Origin of the sequence: Janthinobacterium sp. BJB301 (genome assembly GCF_002735685.1) — a bacterium.
Classification (GTDB): Bacteria; Pseudomonadota; Gammaproteobacteria; order Burkholderiales; family Burkholderiaceae_D; genus Janthinobacterium; species Janthinobacterium lividum.
The window spans coordinates 26,947-44,439 of sequence record NZ_PDZJ01000004.1 but is presented as its reverse complement, the minus strand read 5'-3'; the positions used below and the strand labels follow the sequence as shown (position 1 = coordinate 44,439).

General features: G+C 63.6%; 19 protein-coding genes and 1 tRNA gene. 9 read left to right on the top strand and 11 right to left on the bottom strand.

Going from position 1 to position 17,493, the window contains the following annotated elements; translation table 11 throughout:
* Positions 1 to 269 precede the first annotated feature (269 nt).
* Positions 270 to 566, top strand: a complete 297-nt coding sequence (locus CSQ91_RS22240) for a DUF493 family protein (RefSeq protein WP_034782741.1) — start codon at positions 270 to 272, stop codon at positions 564 to 566.
* Here the strand turns inward: CSQ91_RS22240 and CSQ91_RS22235 are convergent.
* On the bottom strand, positions 559 to 1,758 hold the full coding sequence (locus CSQ91_RS22235) for a multidrug effflux MFS transporter (protein ID WP_099389663.1): 1,200 nt from the start codon (positions 1,756 to 1,758) through the stop codon (positions 559 to 561). The two genes, CSQ91_RS22240 and CSQ91_RS22235, sit on opposite strands and share 8 nt — an antisense overlap.
* A 125-nt stretch (positions 1,759 to 1,883) precedes the next feature.
* Here CSQ91_RS22235 and pdxR point away from each other — a divergent pair, with 125 nt between their 5' ends.
* The 4 genes from pdxR (at position 1,884) to CSQ91_RS22215 (ending at position 6,000) form a co-directional block, all read left to right on the top strand.
* Positions 1,884 to 3,356, top strand: a complete 1,473-nt coding sequence (gene pdxR, locus CSQ91_RS22230) for a MocR-like pyridoxine biosynthesis transcription factor PdxR (RefSeq protein WP_099389662.1) — start codon at positions 1,884 to 1,886, stop codon at positions 3,354 to 3,356.
* Positions 3,357 to 3,431: 75 nt separating this feature from the next.
* Complete coding sequence (lipB, locus tag CSQ91_RS22225; protein ID WP_099389661.1) at positions 3,432 to 4,136, top strand: lipoyl(octanoyl) transferase LipB; 705 nt, start codon at positions 3,432 to 3,434, stop codon at positions 4,134 to 4,136.
* Positions 4,137 to 4,175: 39 nt separating this feature from the next.
* Positions 4,176 to 5,192, top strand: a complete 1,017-nt coding sequence (lipA, locus tag CSQ91_RS22220) for a lipoyl synthase (RefSeq protein ID WP_034782748.1) — start codon at positions 4,176 to 4,178, stop codon at positions 5,190 to 5,192.
* Positions 5,193 to 5,337: 145 nt separating this feature from the next.
* On the top strand, positions 5,338 to 6,000 hold the full coding sequence (locus CSQ91_RS22215; protein WP_099389660.1) for a uracil-DNA glycosylase: 663 nt from the start codon (positions 5,338 to 5,340) through the stop codon (positions 5,998 to 6,000).
* A gap of 68 nt (positions 6,001 to 6,068) precedes the next feature.
* Here the strand turns inward: CSQ91_RS22215 and CSQ91_RS22210 are convergent, their stop codons facing one another.
* Both CSQ91_RS22210 and CSQ91_RS22205 read right to left on the bottom strand, forming a co-directional pair.
* Positions 6,069 to 8,225 (bottom strand): TonB-dependent receptor, encoded by a 2,157-nt coding sequence (locus tag CSQ91_RS22210; RefSeq protein WP_099389659.1) that lies wholly within the window; start codon positions 8,223 to 8,225, stop codon positions 6,069 to 6,071.
* Positions 8,226 to 8,317: 92 nt separating this feature from the next.
* Positions 8,318 to 8,674: a hypothetical protein gene (locus tag CSQ91_RS22205; protein ID WP_070257894.1), complete on the bottom strand. Its 357-nt coding sequence runs from the start codon at positions 8,672 to 8,674 to the stop codon at positions 8,318 to 8,320.
* Between the two features lie 150 nt (positions 8,675 to 8,824).
* Here CSQ91_RS22205 and CSQ91_RS22200 point away from each other — a divergent pair, with 150 nt between their 5' ends.
* Both CSQ91_RS22200 and CSQ91_RS22195 read left to right on the top strand, forming a co-directional pair.
* On the top strand, positions 8,825 to 9,982 hold the full coding sequence (locus CSQ91_RS22200) for a PepSY-associated TM helix domain-containing protein (protein ID WP_070278442.1): 1,158 nt from the start codon (positions 8,825 to 8,827) through the stop codon (positions 9,980 to 9,982).
* A gap of 84 nt (positions 9,983 to 10,066) precedes the next feature.
* On the top strand, positions 10,067 to 10,489 hold the full coding sequence (locus CSQ91_RS22195) for a PaaI family thioesterase (RefSeq protein ID WP_034782761.1): 423 nt from the start codon (positions 10,067 to 10,069) through the stop codon (positions 10,487 to 10,489).
* A gap of 2 nt (positions 10,490 to 10,491) precedes the next feature.
* Here the strand turns inward: CSQ91_RS22195 and CSQ91_RS22190 are convergent, their stop codons facing one another.
* From CSQ91_RS22190 to CSQ91_RS22160, 7 genes are all read right to left on the bottom strand, one after another.
* Positions 10,492 to 11,187 (bottom strand): anti-sigma factor, encoded by a 696-nt coding sequence (locus CSQ91_RS22190; RefSeq protein WP_099389658.1) that lies wholly within the window; start codon positions 11,185 to 11,187, stop codon positions 10,492 to 10,494.
* Positions 11,184 to 11,774, bottom strand: a complete 591-nt coding sequence (locus CSQ91_RS22185; protein WP_034782766.1) for a sigma-70 family RNA polymerase sigma factor — start codon at positions 11,772 to 11,774, stop codon at positions 11,184 to 11,186. The genes CSQ91_RS22190 and CSQ91_RS22185 overlap by 4 nt, the downstream gene beginning before the upstream one ends.
* 110 nt (positions 11,775 to 11,884) lie before the next feature.
* Positions 11,885 to 12,406: a peroxiredoxin family protein gene (locus CSQ91_RS22180; RefSeq protein WP_034782768.1), complete on the bottom strand. Its 522-nt coding sequence runs from the start codon at positions 12,404 to 12,406 to the stop codon at positions 11,885 to 11,887.
* Between the two features lie 83 nt (positions 12,407 to 12,489).
* Positions 12,490 to 13,176: a BON domain-containing protein gene (locus CSQ91_RS22175; protein WP_070257900.1), complete on the bottom strand. Its 687-nt coding sequence runs from the start codon at positions 13,174 to 13,176 to the stop codon at positions 12,490 to 12,492.
* On the bottom strand, positions 13,169 to 13,765 hold the full coding sequence (locus tag CSQ91_RS22170) for a phosphoheptose isomerase (protein ID WP_034752465.1): 597 nt from the start codon (positions 13,763 to 13,765) through the stop codon (positions 13,169 to 13,171). Before CSQ91_RS22170 ends, CSQ91_RS22175 begins: the two co-directional genes overlap by 8 nt.
* Positions 13,766 to 13,822: 57 nt before the next feature.
* Entirely contained in the window at positions 13,823 to 14,182 is a 360-nt protein-coding gene (locus CSQ91_RS22165) for a YraN family protein (RefSeq protein ID WP_070278436.1), read from the bottom strand.
* A 9-nt stretch (positions 14,183 to 14,191) separates the two neighbouring features.
* Positions 14,192 to 15,397, bottom strand: coding sequence for a penicillin-binding protein activator (locus CSQ91_RS22160; RefSeq protein ID WP_081345741.1), 1,206 nt, complete (start codon positions 15,395 to 15,397; stop codon positions 14,192 to 14,194).
* 165 nt (positions 15,398 to 15,562) lie between these two features.
* On the opposite strand from CSQ91_RS22160, the gene rsmI reads away from it, so the two are divergent.
* On the top strand, positions 15,563 to 16,471 hold the full coding sequence (rsmI, locus tag CSQ91_RS22155; RefSeq protein WP_034782777.1) for a 16S rRNA (cytidine(1402)-2'-O)-methyltransferase: 909 nt from the start codon (positions 15,563 to 15,565) through the stop codon (positions 16,469 to 16,471).
* 41 nt (positions 16,472 to 16,512) lie between these two features.
* On the opposite strand, the gene CSQ91_RS22150 is transcribed toward rsmI, so the two are convergent.
* Positions 16,513 to 17,115, bottom strand: a complete 603-nt coding sequence (locus CSQ91_RS22150) for a hypothetical protein (RefSeq protein WP_099389657.1) — start codon at positions 17,113 to 17,115, stop codon at positions 16,513 to 16,515.
* Positions 17,116 to 17,320: 205 nt separating this feature from the next.
* Here CSQ91_RS22150 and CSQ91_RS22145 point away from each other — a divergent pair.
* Positions 17,321 to 17,397: transfer RNA gene (locus tag CSQ91_RS22145), tRNA-Pro, on the top strand.
* Positions 17,398 to 17,493: the final 96 nt, after the last annotated feature.

Below are 17,493 nucleotides of genomic sequence, written 5' to 3'. Positions count from 1 at the left end.
TCGTCACATACCGGAGGTAAAGCCGCCGTGGTTTGTCTACAGTACGACCACTGCTTATCCTCCAAGTGACAGCATCGACTTTTCCGGCTATTTTGTCCAAACGAAATAGTTTTTCGCCAGCTTACCCAGCTGGCTTTTTTTTTGCCGTGCCGTGTGTGTCATCGCAACGGGCGCAGCCGCCCTCAAAGTTGGCTACAATACGTTTTTATGCAGCCGCCGCGCGCTATGCGCTGCGCCGTCTGTTCTGACCGGCACTGATTGGATTTCCCATGCAAACCACCCCACCCACCGAAGTGACGATTCCTCCCAGCGAATCGCTGATCGAATACCCGAGCGACTTTCCCATCAAGATCATGGGCCCGACGCATGTCGACTTCGCGCCGACCATGCTGGAACTGGTCATCAGCCACGATCCGACCTTCCACGCGGGCCGTATGGAAGAGCGCCCATCGGGCAAGGGCAATTACACGGGCCTGACCGTCACCGTGCGCGCCGTCAGCCGCGAGCAGCTCGACGCCCTGTACATGGCGCTGTCGGGCCACCCGATGGTCAAGATCGTCATGTAAGACATGCTGTTGCCCTGGCGGGCTGGCGTTTCGTCAGCCGCCACACGAGGGCAAAGGCCGCGCTGGCCGCCGCCGTTACCCACAGCAGCGGCTTTTCGCTGCCGTCCGTGATGGCGGCGATGACGGCGCCGCAGGCGGCCGTGATGAGCATCTGCACGAAGAAGAACAGGCCCGATGCGCTGCCCGCCTGATCGCCATACGGCTGCAGCACGGCCAGCTGGCAGGCCGGGATGGCCATGCCCACCGACACCATCACCAGCAGCATGGGCGCCACCAGCGACGCCACATGCTGCGGCGCCAGACTACCCGCCAGCAACAGGCTGGCCGCGCCCGCCACATTGATCAGCACCGCTACGCCCAGCATATGGTCGGCGCCCAGGCGCGGTCCCAGTGCGCGGAACAGGCTCGATCCCGCCACATAGCCGCTGACCGTCAGCGCGAACACCAGCGCATACGCGCGCGGCGACAGGTGCATGCCCCTTTGCAACAGCACGGACGATTCCGCGATGAACGGGAAATACGTGCAATACACGCAGCCGATGGCCAGCGCATAGCGCAGGAAATACGCGTCGCCCAGCAGGCGCCGGTACAGGGCCAGGGTATTTCCCTGGGGGACGACGCTGGCCGGCCTGGTTTCCGGTACATACGCTGCGATCAGTCCCAGCGACAGCGCTCCCAGCAGGCACAGCACGCCAAACACGGCGCGCCAGCCGAACGCCGCATCGAGCAGGCTGCCGGCGAGCGGCGCCAGGATCGGCGACAAGCCCATCACCATCGATATTCTCCCCAGCATGCGCGCCTGCGTGGCGGGATCAAAACGGTCGCGCACCATCACCCGGCCGATGATGGTGCCGCTGCAGCCACCGAACGCCTGCAGCACGCGCGCGGCGATCAGCACGTGGACGTCGGTGGTCACGGTGCAGACGATGCTGGCGAGCACATAAATGAAAGTGCCGGCCAGCAGCACGGGGCGGCGCCCGTAACGGTCGGCCAGCGGCCCGCAAGCGAGCATCGAGACGGCCGAGCCGGCCATGAACAGGCTCAGGGTCAGTTGCAACTGTGCATCGCTGGCGTGCAGGGCATCGGCCATGGCCGGCAGCGAAGGCAGATAGATGTCGATGCTGATGCGCGACAGGCAGACCAGCAGCAGCACGATGCCGCCCCAGGCCCATAAAGCGATTTGTTTCTGCATTGTTTTACACGATCCATGCAAGCGTGCGCCCCGCTGGCGCACCGGAACGGTGAGAGTAGAATGTTTGTGGTGTAATGCGAAGTGCCAGTCATCAGAAAACTCATTGGACCACTTGGACGATTATCATGCCGCGAGGAAAATCACCACACGCCCTGGACTTGCCTCGTCCCACCAGCTGGCTCGACAAGGCGGGCGTCAACAAGCAGGATGGCGCGTATGAAGCGCTGCGCTCGGCCATCCTGACGAAGATGCTGCCGGCGGGCAGCCGTTTGCCGTCCAGCCGCACCCTGGCGGAACGGTGGGAGTTGTCGCGCGGCACCATCGAAACCGTGTTCGACCGCCTGCATGCTGAGGCGTACGTGACGCGCGTGCCCGGTTCCGGCACGCGCGTGTGCGCCGTCGTGCCGGAACGCTTCTTGATGGCCGGATTTGCGGATGCTACCCCAGCCGGGACATTTTCCGCGCCGATACCTGTGTCCGATACGGGTGTGCGCGACGGCTTGCCCTTCGTGGCGCGGCGCGCCGACGCCAGCCTGTTTCCCATGGCCGCCTGGTCCAAGTGCGCCACGCGGGCCCTGGCCGCCGCCACGCCGGAACAGCTGTGCAGCGCCGATCCGGCCGGCCTGCCCCAGCTGCGCCAGCAGATCGCCGATTTCCTTGCCAAGTACCGCGGCATCCGCTGCGACCCGCAAGACATCGTTGTCACCACCGGCATCCGCCACGCGATCGACTTGCTGGCGCGCAGCATCGTGCGCGATGGCGACAAGGTTTGCCTGGAAGAGCCCGGCTACCCGGCCGCGCGCGCCCTGTTCGCCCTGGCGGGCGCCGTGCCGGTGGACATTGCCGTCGACGCCGAAGGCATCGATTGCGCCGCCCTGGCCGCGCATGCGGACGCCAGCCTCGCGTATGTGACGCCGGCGCACCAGTCGCCGCTGGGTGTGACCATGTCCGTCACGCGCCGCCTGGCCTTGCTGGAATGGGCGAACGACAACGGCGCCTGGGTGGTGGAAGACGATTACGACAGCGAATTCAATTACCAGAGCGCGCCGCTGGCAGCCCTGAAGGCGCTGGACCAGTACCAGCGCGTGATTTACTGTGGCAGTTTCAACAAGACCCTGTTTGCCGGCCTGCGCGTGGGCTTCATGGTGCTGCCGCCCGCCCTGCGCCCGCAGTTGCTGCGCACCCTGCAGTTGACGGGCAGGTCCGTGGGCGTGACGGAGCAGCTGGCGCTGTCCGCCTGGATGGAAGACGGCGCTTTCGTGCGCCATTTGCGCCAGGCGCGGCTGGCCTACAAGGAGCGGCGCGACCTGCTGCTGGCCTGCATCGAGCAGACGGCCCCCGGCCGCTACGCCATTTCCGGCCAGCAGGCGGGCTTTCATTGCGTGCTGTGGCTGCCGCCAGGCAGCGACGAGCGGGCATTTTGCGCGCGCGCGGCGCAAGAGGGGCTGGCGCTGCAGCCGCTCGGCGATTTTTGCCATAGCGCCAAGCTGGCGCCGGCCGTGCTGCTCGGCTACACGGCTCTGAATGCGGCCCAGATACGCCATGCTGCACAAAAATTGGGCAGATTGCTGCTGTTGCCAGAGTCCGTCCCGGAATGAAACGGCCGCCTGGCTTATAATCACGGCTTCGCCGCAGCGTCCGCAGGGCGCCGGCAGCTGATTACAGAATCCGTCATGACCACCACCCGAACCGAAACGGCGCTGATCCGCGAGCTGGGCCGCGTCGATTACGAGCCGACCTTTGCCGCCATGCGCGCCTTCACCGACGCGCGCACGACGGAGACGCGCGACGAATTGTGGATCGTCGAGCATCCGCCCGTGTTCACCCTGGGCCTGGCTGCCGACCGCGGCCATTTGCTGGCGGGAGCTGACGCGATCCCCGTGGTGCAGACGGACCGTGGCGGCGAAGTCACGTTCCACGGTCCCGGCCAGGTGGTGATTTACCTGTTGATGGACTTGCGCCGCAACAAGCCGGGCGGCAAGCTGTATGCGCGCCAGTTCGTGCATAAAATCGAGCAAGCCATCATCAACGTGCTGGCGGCGTATAATCTCGCTGGCGAGCGCATCGATGGCGCGCCTGGCATCTATCTTGCCGGCGGACCAGACAAGGGTGCGAAGATCGCCGCGCTGGGGTTGAAAGTGCGCGGCAACGGCTGCACCTACCATGGCGTATCGCTCAACGTGGCGATGGACCTGGCGCCGTTTTCCTGGATTAACCCGTGCGGCTATTCCGGCCTGAAGACGGTGGACATGCGCAGCATGGGCGTCGTGGCGCCGCTGGCCGAGGTGCAGCGGGCCCTGGCCCATGAATTGACCGTATTACTCGATGTAAGCGAAGCAAACAGCGCCGCAGGCGCGCCTCAGGCAGCGGATGCCTGAGCAAACAAACCAAACTTTGCCCCTCAAGGGCTTGCAGCCATGACTTCTGAGACCATTTCCAGCACCGCCCCCGCCGCTACTGCCGCTCCCGCGTACAACCCGAGCGAAAAGCAAAAAGGCGCCAGCAAGACTTCGCGCATCCCGATCAAGATCATTCCGATCGAGCAAGTCGAGCGCCTGAAAAAGCCGGACTGGATCCGCGTCAAGGCCGCCTCGGCATCGACGCGCTTCTATGAAATCAAGGACATCCTGCGCGAAAACAAACTCGTGACGGTGTGCGAGGAAGCCAGCTGCCCGAACATCGGCGAATGTTTCGGCAAGGGCACGGCCACCTTCATGATCATGGGCGACAAGTGCACGCGCCGCTGCCCGTTCTGCGACGTCGGCCATGGCCGCCCGGACCCGCTGGACAAGGAAGAGCCGGCCAACCTGTCGAAAACCATCGCCAAGCTGCGTCTGAACTACGTCGTCATCACCTCCGTCGACCGCGATGACTTGCGCGACGGCGGCGCCGGCCATTTCGTCGAGTGCATCCAGCAAACGCGCGCCCTGTCGCCGAACACCCGCATCGAAGTGCTGGTGCCCGACTTCCGCGGCCGCCTGGAAAAAGCCCTGAACCTGTTCAAGGATGGCTTGCCTGACGTCATGAATCACAACCTGGAAACGGCGCCGCGCCTGTACAAGGAAGCCCGTCCCGGCTCCGACTACATGCACTCGCTGAAGCTGCTGAAAGATTTCAAGGCCATGTACCCGGACGTGAAAACCAAGTCCGGCATCATGGTGGGCCTGGGTGAGACGGACGAGGAAATCCTGCAAGTCATGCGCGACATGCGCGAGCACGACATCGACATGCTGACCATCGGCCAATACCTGGCGCCATCGAACAGCCACTTGCCCGTGCGCCGCTACGTGCACCCGGACGTCTTTAAAATGTTCGAGGAAGAAGCGTACAAGATGGGCTTCACCCACGCTGCCGTGGGCGCCATGGTGCGCAGCTCGTACCACGCGGATGAACAGGCGCACAGCGCCGGCGTGGAATCGGCGCTGAATTTCTAAGCACCTTGTGCTGTATCAAGCCGCCCGCTGCAGAGCTGGGCGGCTTTTTTTTTGCCTGTTCGAATCGTATGTGCCTCATCCGGCCGGGCGTCCTATACTGGCATGCTGAAAAAGCATGATTGACGGATAAGTGATGAGGTGAGGCATGGACGTACGCATCGACGCATCGTGGAAGGCGCGGCTGGAAGGCGAGTTTGCCCAGCCTTACTGGGAACGCCTGGCCGCCTTCGTGAAGGAAGAGTATGCGGCAGGGCCGTGCTGTCCGCCGGGGAAAACCATCTTCCGGGCGTTCGACCTGACGCCGTTCGAGCAAGTCAAGGTGGTGATCCTGGGACAAGACCCGTATCACACGCCCGGTGCGGCCATGGGCCTGTGTTTTTCCATTCCCGAAGGCAAGCCGCCGCAGCCGAGCCTGCAGAATATCTTCAAGGAATTACATAGCGACGCAGGCGTGGTGCGCACGCGTACGGATTTGTCCGACTGGGCCGAGCAAGGGGTATTTTTGCTCAACAGTGTGCTGACGGTGCGCGCGGGCACGGCCGGTTCGCACGCGGCCAAGGGGTGGGAGAAATTGACGGACAGCGCGATCCGCCACCTGTCCTCCGAGCGCGAGCACCTGGTTTTCATCCTGTGGGGCGGCTACGCGCAAGCCAAGCGCACCCTGATCGACCCCGGCAAGCACCTGGTGCTGGCGGCGCCCCATCCGTCTCCCTTGTCGGCAAGCAAAGGTTTCTTTGGCGGCAAGCCATTCAGCCTGGCGAATGCTTACCTGCAAGTGCATGGCCAGGCGGCCATCGCCTGGGGATAATTCCTGGAACCGTACGGCAACCGACAGCGGCAGGCGTTGCTCCCTGCCGCTGTCTTCGCGCGTAACTCTTAGAAGCTTGTCGACAAGCCCGCGTAGAAACTGCGGCGGGCGCCGTACTGCGGCGCGCCCACGCCCACGCCGGAACCATCGCGCAGCAGGTAGGACTTGTCGAACAGGTTGATCAAGGCCAGACGTCCCTCGACCTTGCCGACCGGCGTATTTTTCCACGTGTGCGTAAGCGCCGTGTTGACGGTGAAATAGCCGGGCAGATGGCCGGAATTCGGTGCGCCGCCGTCCGGGGTCATGCGCAGGCCGCTGCCGTAAAGGAAGTCAGCGCTCACTTGCGAATCGCCAAAGTGATAATGGCCGCCGCCCGACAGCGTGTATTTCTGGTCATGATCGAGGTAGACATAGTTCTTGCTGATGTAGTTCAACTCATCGGCGCCAAACAGGGCCTGGCCCGAATTGATGTTGCGGCCCTGCGCCTTTTGCGTGCTGGCGTTGAGGAACAGGCCCCAGTTTTTCTCGCTGTAAATGGCCGACAATTCCAGGCCCTTGGCGTAGCCGTCCGCATAGTTGAATGGCGTCAGGATCAGCGCCTGGCCGAACTGGCCTTCGTCCAGCAGATTGTTGATCTTTTTATAGTACACATCGGCCGTCACGGTCAGTTTCGCATTCACCTGGTGGCTGATGCCGACGTCGTAGTAGTGCGTGCGCTCGGCCTTGACGTTGTCCGACTGGCCGATTTCCGGCGCATTCGTCGTGTTCGCATACAGGTCGATGCTGCCTTGCGCGGCCAGTTCCTGCGGCGGCGGCGTGAAGTAGCGCGAATAGCCGGCGTGCAGGGCCGTGCCCGGCGCCAGTTGATACGCCAGGTTGACGCGCGGGCTCCATTGCTGCTCGCTGGTGTAGGCCGAGACCTTGTCGAAGCGGGCGCCATAGTTCAGGGTCAGGGGTTTGCTGATATGCCATTCATCCTGCAGGTAAAAACTGGCCAGGGTGCCCGTCTTGCCGCTGTTGTCCAGTACCGTGATGGGTGTGGTGGACGTTTGCGCGCCGTCCAGCGCGGGGAAGACGGCCACCGTGTTGTCGCTGGTCGTCTTCTGGCGCGTGTAGGCCAGGCCCGCGCGCACGGTGTGGTCCTGGTGCAATTTGTAGCTGATGTCGAACTGGGTACCCGAGGCGCTGTTCGCGCGGCGCGAATCCGACGCCACGCCGTTGTAGATCAAGTCGCCGATGGCATCCGGCGTGAAGTGCAGTTCCGAATACTGGTGGAAGGCGGAAACCTGGTAATTGAGGTCGCCCAGGCTCTTTTGCAGCGACAGCACGAGGAAGCGGTTCACTTCGCGCTGGTTTTCATTCAGCTGCGACGACGGGATACTGGACGTGCCCGCCTGCGCATCGCTGTGGCCAGCCAGCGAGAAGCCCGGCGCCTGATCCGGATTGTTCGGTATCTGGAAGCGGCCGTTGTAGGTGCCGAACATGGCGCCCAGGCGCGTATTGTCGTCGAGGAAATACGACAGGCTGCCGAACGATTTGTTCTGGCGCGTCTTGTCGTGCAGGGCGCTGCGCGTGTCTTGCGGGTTTTCCACGCCCAGGGAATTGCCCAGGTAGCTGCCGGACAGGTAGTAATTGAACTTGCCCACGCTGCCGAAAAATTCGGCACTCGGCTCCACATGGTCGTGGCTGCCGACCATGATGCCGATGCGCCCGCCAGGGCTCAAGCCGCCCTCTTTCGTTTCAATATCGACAATGCCCGCCGTGCGCAGGCCGAACTGGGCCGGCAAGGCGCCCGTCATGAAATCCGTCTTGTCGATCAGGCGCGTATCGATCGACTGGCCGAAGCCGCTGATGCTTTCCGGTAACTGCACGCCATTGATGCGGTATTGCACGTTGGCATGGTCGTCGCGCACGTGCAGCGCGCCGGAACCCTTCGAATCCTGCGATACGCCCGGCAGGCGCAGCAGTACTTCATTGAATGGCGTGTTGTCGCCCTGGCCCAGCATGTCGACCATGTGGCTGTCGATGCTGTAGATGGTGGTGCCGACTTTCGGCGACAGCTCGATGCGGGCGCTTTTCAAATGGGCGGAGGTGACTTCCACCTTTTGCATGTCTTGCGGTGCAGTATCGGCACTGGCTTCGGCAGGCTCGGCGGCGTGGGCGGAAAAGCTGAACAGGCTGGCAAGGGCGAGCGACAGCGCGCTCAAGCGTGGTGTGTGTTGCATGGTGAACCTCGAAAATAGTCTACGCCAGGCAGCCCGGCGCGCATGAGGACGCGGCGGTGCAGCCTGAAAAAAGGATAAAAACAGCGTGGGAACTACAACGAGGCGGCAGGCGGGCCGCGCACGGGCGGCAGGATGAGGGCGGCGATGGGCGCCAGGGTAGCGGGCGCCAGGGCCAGCAGGCGGTACGGCAGTAATTGGGCGGGCGGCTCGACGATGGCCGGCGGCACGGCGATGTCGGCCACCTTGTCGATGACGGTGGCGCACAGCGCGCACTCTTCCGCGTCGAGGGTCGTCTTGTGCAGGTGCGAGGCGGCCGTCGACAGCAGGAACACGAGGGCCAGCGCGCTGAACAGCGCCACGCACAGCCGCCACGGCGTGCGCGCGAGGGCGGCGGCACCGTGATGGGCAGGCTCGCCGTAAGGCGTGCGGGTGGGCTGGCGGGAAGACATGGGCGCATAGTAGCAAGAAAATCGCCCCGCTGTCAGCGCTTGTTGCAATTCATTTGCGCTGCGCGGGCAGGACAGAATGCCAGCTGATAATGATTTTCACTCCGGGCCTTTCATGCTATCGTTTCGCAGCCCAAATTTCCCAAAGTTTCCATGTCGCAACGTTCGATCAAGTGGTTGTTTGCCAAGCTGCACCTGTATGCGGGACTGTGGTTTGGCGCCCTGTTCGTCCTGTTGGGCTTGACGGGGTCCGCCATCGCCTGGATGCCGGAACTCGATGCCTGGCTCAATCCCACACTGTTGCAGGCGAGTACGCCGGCGCCTGGCCAGGTGTTCCAGGTCACGCCGCGCACGCTGCAAGCCGTGGTGGACGGGCTCACGGCCGACCCTGCCTACGGCAAGCCGAGCCAGCTCAATCCACCGGCCGATGCGCGCGACGTGTACGTGGCCTCATACCGCCAGGCCGGCACGCCATCGCCGTTCAGCCAGGCCATCGTGCGCCAGGTGATGGTCGATCCCTACACCTTGCAAGTCAAAGGCGAGCGCGACTGGGGGCGTTTCGGCCTCACGCGTCCGCTGCTGATGTCGGGCATGTTTCATCTGCACCGCTATCTGCTGTCGGGCGACGCGGGCAAGACCATTACGGGCATCTCGGGCGTGATGCTGCTGCTGATGGCCTTGAGCGGCATCTATCTGTGGTGGCCGCGCCTGCAGTGGCTGGCGATCAAGCGTGCCCTGACGGTGTCGCATGGCGGCTCCTGGCCGCGCTTCAACTATACGTTCCACAAGGCAGCCGGTTTCTTTGCCGCGCCCGTGCTGGCCATGCTCGCCTTTTCCGGCATCTATTTCAATTTGCCGCAATTGATCGTGCCGCTGGTGGCGCTCGTGTCGACGGTGCCGGACACGGCCAAACTGAAGAATGTGCAGCAGGACGGCGCCGTGCTCGATGCGGGCCAGGCCATGGCCGCCGCGCAGAAGCTGTATCCACAGGCGCGGGTGTCGCGCATCGTGCTGCCGGCGAAAAAGGACCAGCCGTATGACGTGCGCGTGCGCCAGCCCGGTGAAATCGCCCACGGCGACGGCGCCACGCGCATTACCCTGGATGCGCGCAGCGGCTTGCCCCTGCGCATACGCGATCCCTTGCGGGCGCCTGCCGGCGACGTCTTCCTGGGCTGGCAATTTCCCCTGCATTCGGGCCAGGCGTTCGGCGCGGCCGGACGCGCCTTCATTACCGTCTTCGGCCTGATGCCGCTGCTGTTCATGCTGACGGGGACGCTGGTGTGGTGGAAACGGCGGCGCGGCCGGAAATAAGCGGCCGCCAGACCGCTGCGGGGAAAGTTGCTATCATCATAGTATTTTCCGGCGGATCCCGGATTCACCCGCACAAGGACCAGCATGAGCAATCCCGAGATTACCGTAGCAATGTTGAATGAACGCGGCACCGGCCGCCTGCCCGGCCACCTGGGCATCGTCATCACGGAAGTGGGCGACGGCCAGCTGACGGCGGAATTGCCCGTGCTGCCGCATTTGCTGGCGCCAAATGGCTATCTGCACGCGGGCAGCGTGGTGACCCTGGCCGACACGGCTTCCGGCTATGGCTGCATCGTCAACCTGCCCGAGGGCGCCAGCAATTTCACGACCATCGAACTGAAATCGAACCACCTGGGCACAGCCCGCGAAGGCACGCTCACCTGCACGGCCAAGGTCGAGCACAAGGGCCGCAACACGCAGGTGTGGGATGCCGTGGTGAAAAGCAAGGAAACGGGCAAGACGATTGCCCTGTTCCGCTGCACGCAGATGATTCTGTATCCTAAGTAAGACTATATTTTCACCCAGTTACCCTTGTACAAAATTGGTCCCGTCGGTCCGTTCGGATCCGGCGAACCGCCTTTCGGCTCCAGGGTGACGGCCAGCAGGGCCACGTCGCTGCCGAGGGCGCGCTGGGACAATGCCAGTTTCACGCTGCCCTTGTCGGCCAATAAACCCAAGGAGCGCGGGTTGCCGCTCTTCGGCACGGCCCACAGTTCTAGGTCACGGTCAGCAGGCACGGGCGCATTGCCCACCATGCGCACCTCGAGGGCGCCGTGGCGGCTGTCGGCCGTCAGCAGCAGGGCCGTTTGCGCTTTCTCGTCCGTCAGGCTGGCGACATAGCTGATCTGCGGCGCGTCCATCACGCGCGTGGCCACGACGATGACCAGCAGTGCGGCGATGGCGCTCGAGGCCATGCCCAGCGAACGCCAGAACGACAGCGAATCGCGCCACAACGACCAGCCGCCCTGCGGTGCCAGGTGCAAACGCCGCTCGATCTGCTGCCACACGCGTTTGGGCGGCGCCACGGGCGTGGCAAATTCCGCCATCGGTTCCAGGCGCTGGCGCCATTCGGCCGTGATATTGCGCAAGTCGGCATCGTTGTGCAGCCAGCCTTCGAAACGCCGCCGCGCGCCCCCTTTCAGGGTGCCCAGCACGTATTCGGATGCCAGTTTCTGGCGCAGCACGTCATTGCCGCGGATATTCATGATGCCTCCCGTTTCGCCAGGCACGTGCGCAGCCGTTCCAGGCTGCGGCGTATCCAGGTCTTCACGGTGCCGATCGGCAGCGACATCTGCTGCGCCACTTCGCTGTGCGACAGGTCATGATAGAAGGCCAGGGCGACCACCTGCCGGTGCAGCCCTTCCAGGGCCGACATGCAAAACGCCAGCGCCTTGGCGTCACCGCTCAGTTGCAGCGACTCGATCGGCGTGGCCTGGGGATCCCGGAGTGCATTCATGACTTCGCTATCAAATTGTTCGGCATCGATTTCCACGGTGTCGTCGCTGCGCCGCAGCACATCGAACGCCTTGTTGCGCACGATGGTGGCCATCCAGGTCATCGGCGCCGCCAGATGGCTCTGGTAAGTGGCGGCATTGTTCCAGATGGCGACGAACCCCTCTTGCAAGGCTTCTTCAGCGAGCTCTTGCTTATGCAATATACGCAGCGCGAAGCCAAACAGTTTCGATGAGGTGGAGTGATAGAGCTGGCGGAACGCGGTGGCGTCCTTGTTGCCGGCGGCAAGCAGCCAGGTTTTCAGTTGCTGCGGGTCGAGCGATTGAGCGGCTGGGGACACGGCTGGCCTTCACAAGGTGAGTGGAAATCACACTTGGGAAGGTTATAACAGTTTGGCAACACTTGGCAACAGAGTTTTGTGCGGTGTAGAGCGGGTATTTTTGCGTTGGATCAACCGGCGATGGCGGTTTCCAGCAGCTTGTGCAGTTCGGCAAACTCGGGCTTGCCCACGTAGCGCTTGAGGATCTTGCCCTGCTTGTCGAGCACGAAGGTGGTGGGCGTCAGGGCCACGTCGCCGTAGGCCTTGGCCGCCTCGCCCGTCACGTCGAGCGCCACCTTGAACGGCAGCTGGCGCGTTTCGGCGAAGTTCAGCACGTAGTTGGCCGGATCGTATTTCATGGCCACGGCCACGAATTCCAGTCCCTGCCCCTTGTACTTGTTGTAGGTATCGACCATGTCCGGCATTTCCGCCACGCAGGTGGTGCACGAGGTAGCCCAGAAATTGACCATCACCACCTTGCCGCGCAGGCTGGCCGAGGTGATTTTCTCGCCATGGATGCCGTGGAAGGTCACGTCCGGCGCGCTTTGCTTGTCATTCAGCGACAGGTAGGCTGCCGCCGCCACGCCCGCCACGAAGACGGCGATCAGGGCTGGTTTGATCCAGGACTTGCTTGCGGATGGCGAAGTGGACATGGTTTTCAATAGAGTAGCGCTACGATGCGTCCATTATAGACGCATCATCAGTCTGGCGCCGTAGGCCGGATGGGGGATGCCGCTTATTGCTGGACCGTGTCGCTGGCGCTGCTCGTCGTGCGTGCTGGCGCCGGATCGGGCTGCAATTGCTTCAGTTCCGCTTCCGAAATGTAGTCGAACAGCTTGACCACTTTCTGCACGCCGCCCACGCCGCGCGCCACGTCGGCCGCGACCGTGCCTTCGCGCTGGGTGACTCTGCCCATCAGGAAGACGGTGGCGTTCTCGGTGACGACCTTGAACGAGGCAGCCGAAATGGTTTTCATGTCGACCAGGCTGGCCTTGACCTTGGTGGTGATCAGCGCATCGTTCGAGCGCGAGGTGTAGCTGGCCGGACCGGCGATGATCAGTTCATTGGCCACCGATTCCACGCCTTCGATATTGCGCACTTCGCGCTCGACGGCATTCTTCATCGCTTCATCGCGCACTTCGCCCGTCAGCAGGACGCGGCGGTTGAAGCTGGTGACATTCACGTGGCCCACGTCGCCGACGATGGAGGGGATGCGCGACTCGCCTTTGAGGGCGATCGACTTGTCTTCGGTCTGCGCGCCCAGGGTGCGGCGGTCCGCTGCGGCAACGCCGCCCATCACCGCGCCGCCGACCATCAGTTCGATGCAGCCGGTGAGCGAGGTGAGCATGGCGCCGCACAGCAGTGCGGTGGCCAGCGGGCGTTGTACGCGTTTCCAGCCTGGGCCAGTACCGAATTTAGTCATTCACGTCTCCTCCGAATAGGGCGACATCGATGCCGTCGCAGATGCAATGTATGGTGGTCAGATGGACTTCCTGGATGCGCGCCGTGCGCTCGGCCGGCACGCAGATATGCACGTCGGCGTCCGTCAGCATCTTGCCGATGGCGCCGCCGTCCTTGCCCGTCAGCGCCACGACGCGCATTTCGCGCTCGAGCGCCGCTTCCACGGCGGCCATCACGTTGGCCGAATTGCCCGACGTGGAGATGGCCAGCAGGATGTCGCCGGCCTGGCCGAAGGCCTGCACCTGCTTCGAGAAGATCTCGCGGTAGCTGTAGTCGTTCGCCACGGCTGTCAGGATCGACGTATCCGTCGTCAGCGCCAGGGCCGGCAGCGGAAAGCGCTCGCGTTCGAAGCGCCCGACCAGCTCGGCTGCGAAATGCTGGCAGTCGGCGGCGGAACCGCCGTTGCCGCAGGCGAGGATCTTGTTGCCGTTGGACAATGCATAAAACATCAGGTCGATCGCCTGCGCAATGGGTTGCGCCAGTACGGTAGCGGCCTGGATCTTGAGTTCGGCACTTTCGTGGAAGTGCGAGAGGATGCGTTGATTATTCATAGTCTGCCGATTATAGTGCAGGCGCGCGGCGTGGCGGACAAGCACTGTTAAAAATGCTTACATATCGAGGATGTTCTTCAGCCAGCTGATGCGCCCGCCATCGATGGCCAGCGCGTCGAAGCGGCACGGCGGCAGCGCCTTTTGCCCCAGCAGCCAGGTTTGCGCGGCCACCACCATGCGCCGCTGCTTGGCCGGCGTAATGCTGGCCAGGGCGCCGCCGAAGGTGGCACTGCTGCGTAGCCGCACTTCGACGAAGACGACCGATGCGCCATCGCGCATGATCAGGTCCAGCTCGCCGCCCTTGCACAGATAGTTACGTTGTAGCAGCACCAAGCCTTGCAGCAGCAGATACGCGAGCGCATCGTCTTCCCCTTGCCGTCCCCGTGCCTGTTTATTCTGGAACGGCAGGGGTGGCATGGCGTGTCCTTATTGGGCCGGCGGCACGGCGACAGGCGCGGCCGGTGGCCAGGTACCCAGCACGCCCTGCTGGTAGGTGGCGGCCTGTTCCGTGCGTTCGAACACGCTTTGATCACCCTCAAAGCGCACGGCCAGGCGGCCCGTCACGCCATCAAGGGTAAATGGCGCGTTCGGGCGCAGCGCCACTTCGCGCGCCACGCGGAAGGCATCGATGCCCAGCGCGTACAGGCGCTCCATGTCGGCCGTCAGGCGGGTGTCGGCTGGTTGCGGCGGCTGTGGATAGACCATCACTTGTGGATGGTCGCGCTGCACTTGCCACGGCAGGTCCAGCAGGCGCGCGCCGTCGAGCTCGGGGCCGCTGGCGCCGCGCCCGGCGCCGGGATTCAAGGATGAGGTGCCATACAGGGGCAAGTCGCCGCCGATGGCCACGCGCAGCTGGCGCGCCTGGTCGGCGTCGAGCGCGGCAAACAGCAGTCCCGGCGGCGTGGCGGCCAGGCGCGCGCGCAGTTGCACCAGTTCGGCATCGCTCAGGTAGCCATTCGTGGCCGTCAAGTCCATCGTCTCGATCTTGCCTCCCTGGCGCAGCCATTCCTGCTTGAAGGCGGCGCTGATGCGGCGCTGCGAGGGCGATCCGGCCGACAGGACCAGCGCGCTGGCGCCCGGCTGTTCGCTGGCGGCCCAGGCGGCGACCTGGCGCGCTTCCGCCTCGATCGACAGGCCCATCACCAGCAGCTTGGCCGGCAGGCGCGCCTCGCCGCGGTTGTCCGGGTGGTTCAGGGCGATCGTCGGTTTGCGCACCAGGTCGCTATTCGCCACGGCCGTGACGGCCGAGCGCGACAAAGGCCCCACGACGATGTCCTGTTCCTCCTGTGCTTGCGCAAACTTGTTCAGGACGTCGCTGCTGCCGTCGCCCGTATCGATCACCGTTACTTCAAAGCCGCTGCGGTCGCGCTCGTATGCGGCCATGAAACCGGCGCGCAGCAGTTCGGCGGCCGGACCCAGCGAAGCCGAGCGCAGCGGCAGCAGCAGGCCGATGTGGTGGGCCTTGCCGTCGGACGGTGCCGGTGCCGTGGCGGCCGGCATGTCTTGTGGCGTGCCGGTCGCCGGCTTGGTATTGATGGGCGCCAGCGGGGCGCCATTGCCGTCGTACGCGGTGATATCGGGCACGGCCACGGCAAACGTCACCGGTTCGGGTGCGGGCGGCTTGGGCGGCACGGGCGGTGGCAGCGGCTTCGGTGGCGGCAGCGCCCTTGTGTTAGATTCAATAGGCGCGCACAATTGCCCGGGCGCGTCGCAAGGCGTGCTGCAAGCGCTCAGCATGCCGGTCGCGGCACAAACAAGCAGTAACTTCACACTATTAGCAAGCATTTAACCTCCAAAATGACCGTACAAGAAATCAGTTCCATCGCCAGTCTGCCCATCATGACAGAGGCGGCGCACCAGGTCTATCCTATCGCAACATTGTATATAGTGGCCACGCCGATCGGCAATGTGACCGATATCAGCCTGCGCGCGCTGCATCTGCTGAGCCTTGCCGATGCCGTCGCCTGTGAAGATACGCGCAACACGGCGCACCTGCTGACGCGCTTTGGCTTGAACAAGCCGTTAATTGCGGCGCATCAACATAACGAGCGCGAAGTGGCGCAGACCCTGATTGCCCGCCTGCACGCCGGCGAGCGCATCGCCCTCGTTTCCGACGCGGGCACGCCGGCCGTTTCCGACCCCGGCGCGCGCATCGTCGACGCCGTGCGCGCGGCCGGCCTGCGCGTGCTGCCCCTGCCCGGCCCCTCGGCGGCGATTACCGCCATTTCCGCCAGCGGCCTGTTGAATGACCAGTTTTACTTTGTCGGCTTCCTGCCGGCCAAGGCCAAGCAGCGCGAAAACATGCTGCACAGCCTGCGTGGCGTGACGGCAACGATGGTGTTTTACGAGGCGCCGCACCGCATCCTCGATTGCGCCACGGCCCTGGTGGAAGCGTTCGAGCCGACGCGCCAGGTGGTGTTCGCGCGCGAACTGACGAAACTGTTCGAGGAAATCCACCGTTGCCCCCTGTCCGAGGCGGAGGCGTGGATACGCGCCGATGCGCACCGCGAAAAGGGAGAGTTCGTCGTCTTGCTGGAAGGCGCCACGGAAGCGCAGGACGCGGAAGACGTGGAAGCGGAACGCATCTTGAACATCCTGCTGGCCGAATGCAGCGTCAAGCAGGCGGCGAATTTGACGGCGCAGATCACGGGCCGCAAGAAAAACGCCCTGTATGAGCGGGCGTTGCAGTTGAAGGGGCAGGAATAAGCGGATGACGGCCCACCCAAAATGGGTGAATTGTTAAATTGTTACCATTTGCAGCCGCTATCCTTCTTGTCGAGCAACATCAGCACGGGCGCCAGCAAGCCTGCACCTGAATAGGCGGTGCGGCAATCGCCGCGCTTGCCTTGCGCGATGTCGCGCGCCAGCTGGGTTTCCGTTTGCAGCGGCTTGTCGGGGATTTGCCCCACGGCCGTGCCCACCTTGGATGGATCGCGCTCGCCGGCCATCTTGCGCGCCGTTCTTCTGGCCGCTTCCATATCGAATTTCGGCGTTTCCGGGGTTTCTTGCCTGAAGGTATCGGTACTGGCCGCTGGCGTGGCTGGTGATGCCGGCACGACAGTGATGGCTTGCGGGCTGGACGCCGGCGCCGTGGCCGCCGCCGGCGTTTCCCGGGCAGTGGCGAGTTTCGGCTTGCTGATGGGCTTGGGTTCGCGTTTCGGCTTGACGACTTCGACAGGCGGCGGAGGCGCCCTGGCGGCCAGCGGACGTATCCACACGGCGATTGATTCCACGCGCGGTGCCGTGTCCTGCTGGACAGGCGGCTGCACATGGCGCCACAGATAGAGCAAGGCGCCATGCAGCAGCAAGGACACGGCTATGCCCAGCACGATGCCGCGGCGGTTCGGCATGGGCCGGCCGCCGTCGCTTCTTTCTATCCTGAACTCCATTGCCGTCGTCGCCTTCATGTCTGATCGGGAAAACTTGCCAAGCCAGTGTCGCATACTTCAATCGTTTTGAAAAATACATGGGTTCCAGTGCCGCCCGTAAATAATTTACATAGAGTTTCACCTGACCCTTGACCGAAGTCGATACGGCCTGTATTATCTTGGTCTTCGGAGTGTGGCGCAGCCCGGTAGCGCACCTGGTTTGGGACCAGGGGGTCCAAGGTTCGAATCCTTGTACTCCGACCAAATTTGTAGAAAAAAACCCAAGAGTTTCGGCTCTTGGGTTTTTTTTCGTCTGTACGGTTCAGGCAGGACGGAATAAGTTGGCGTAGGTCGGGTTAG

Coding starts and splice junctions, on each gene's coding strand:
- CSQ91_RS22215 (WP_099389660.1), top strand. CDS start 5,338: ATGGACGTACGCATCGACGCATCGTGGAAGGCGCGGCTGGAAGGCGAG.
- CSQ91_RS22190 (WP_099389658.1), bottom strand. CDS start 11,187: ATGAATATCCGCGGCAATGACGTGCTGCGCCAGAAACTGGCATCCGAA.
- CSQ91_RS22150 (WP_099389657.1), bottom strand. CDS start 17,115: ATGCCGAACCGCCGCGGCATCGTGCTGGGCATAGCCGTGTCCTTGCTG.
- rsmI (WP_034782777.1), top strand. CDS start 15,563: ATGACCGTACAAGAAATCAGTTCCATCGCCAGTCTGCCCATCATGACA.
- pdxR (WP_099389662.1), top strand. CDS start 1,884: ATGCCGCGAGGAAAATCACCACACGCCCTGGACTTGCCTCGTCCCACC.
- CSQ91_RS22175 (WP_070257900.1), bottom strand. CDS start 13,176: ATGACTAAATTCGGTACTGGCCCAGGCTGGAAACGCGTACAACGCCCG.
- lipB (WP_099389661.1), top strand. CDS start 3,432: ATGACCACCACCCGAACCGAAACGGCGCTGATCCGCGAGCTGGGCCGC.
- CSQ91_RS22180 (WP_034782768.1), bottom strand. CDS start 12,406: ATGTCCACTTCGCCATCCGCAAGCAAGTCCTGGATCAAACCAGCCCTG.
- CSQ91_RS22165 (WP_070278436.1), bottom strand. CDS start 14,182: ATGCCACCCCTGCCGTTCCAGAATAAACAGGCACGGGGACGGCAAGGG.
- lipA (WP_034782748.1), top strand. CDS start 4,176: ATGACTTCTGAGACCATTTCCAGCACCGCCCCCGCCGCTACTGCCGCT.
- CSQ91_RS22195 (WP_034782761.1), top strand. CDS start 10,067: ATGAGCAATCCCGAGATTACCGTAGCAATGTTGAATGAACGCGGCACC.
- CSQ91_RS22240 (WP_034782741.1), top strand. CDS start 270: ATGCAAACCACCCCACCCACCGAAGTGACGATTCCTCCCAGCGAATCG.
- CSQ91_RS22205 (WP_070257894.1), bottom strand. CDS start 8,674: ATGTCTTCCCGCCAGCCCACCCGCACGCCTTACGGCGAGCCTGCCCAT.
- CSQ91_RS22170 (WP_034752465.1), bottom strand. CDS start 13,765: ATGAATAATCAACGCATCCTCTCGCACTTCCACGAAAGTGCCGAACTC.
- CSQ91_RS22235 (WP_099389663.1), bottom strand. CDS start 1,758: ATGCAGAAACAAATCGCTTTATGGGCCTGGGGCGGCATCGTGCTGCTG.
- CSQ91_RS22210 (WP_099389659.1), bottom strand. CDS start 8,225: ATGCAACACACACCACGCTTGAGCGCGCTGTCGCTCGCCCTTGCCAGC.
- CSQ91_RS22200 (WP_070278442.1), top strand. CDS start 8,825: ATGTCGCAACGTTCGATCAAGTGGTTGTTTGCCAAGCTGCACCTGTAT.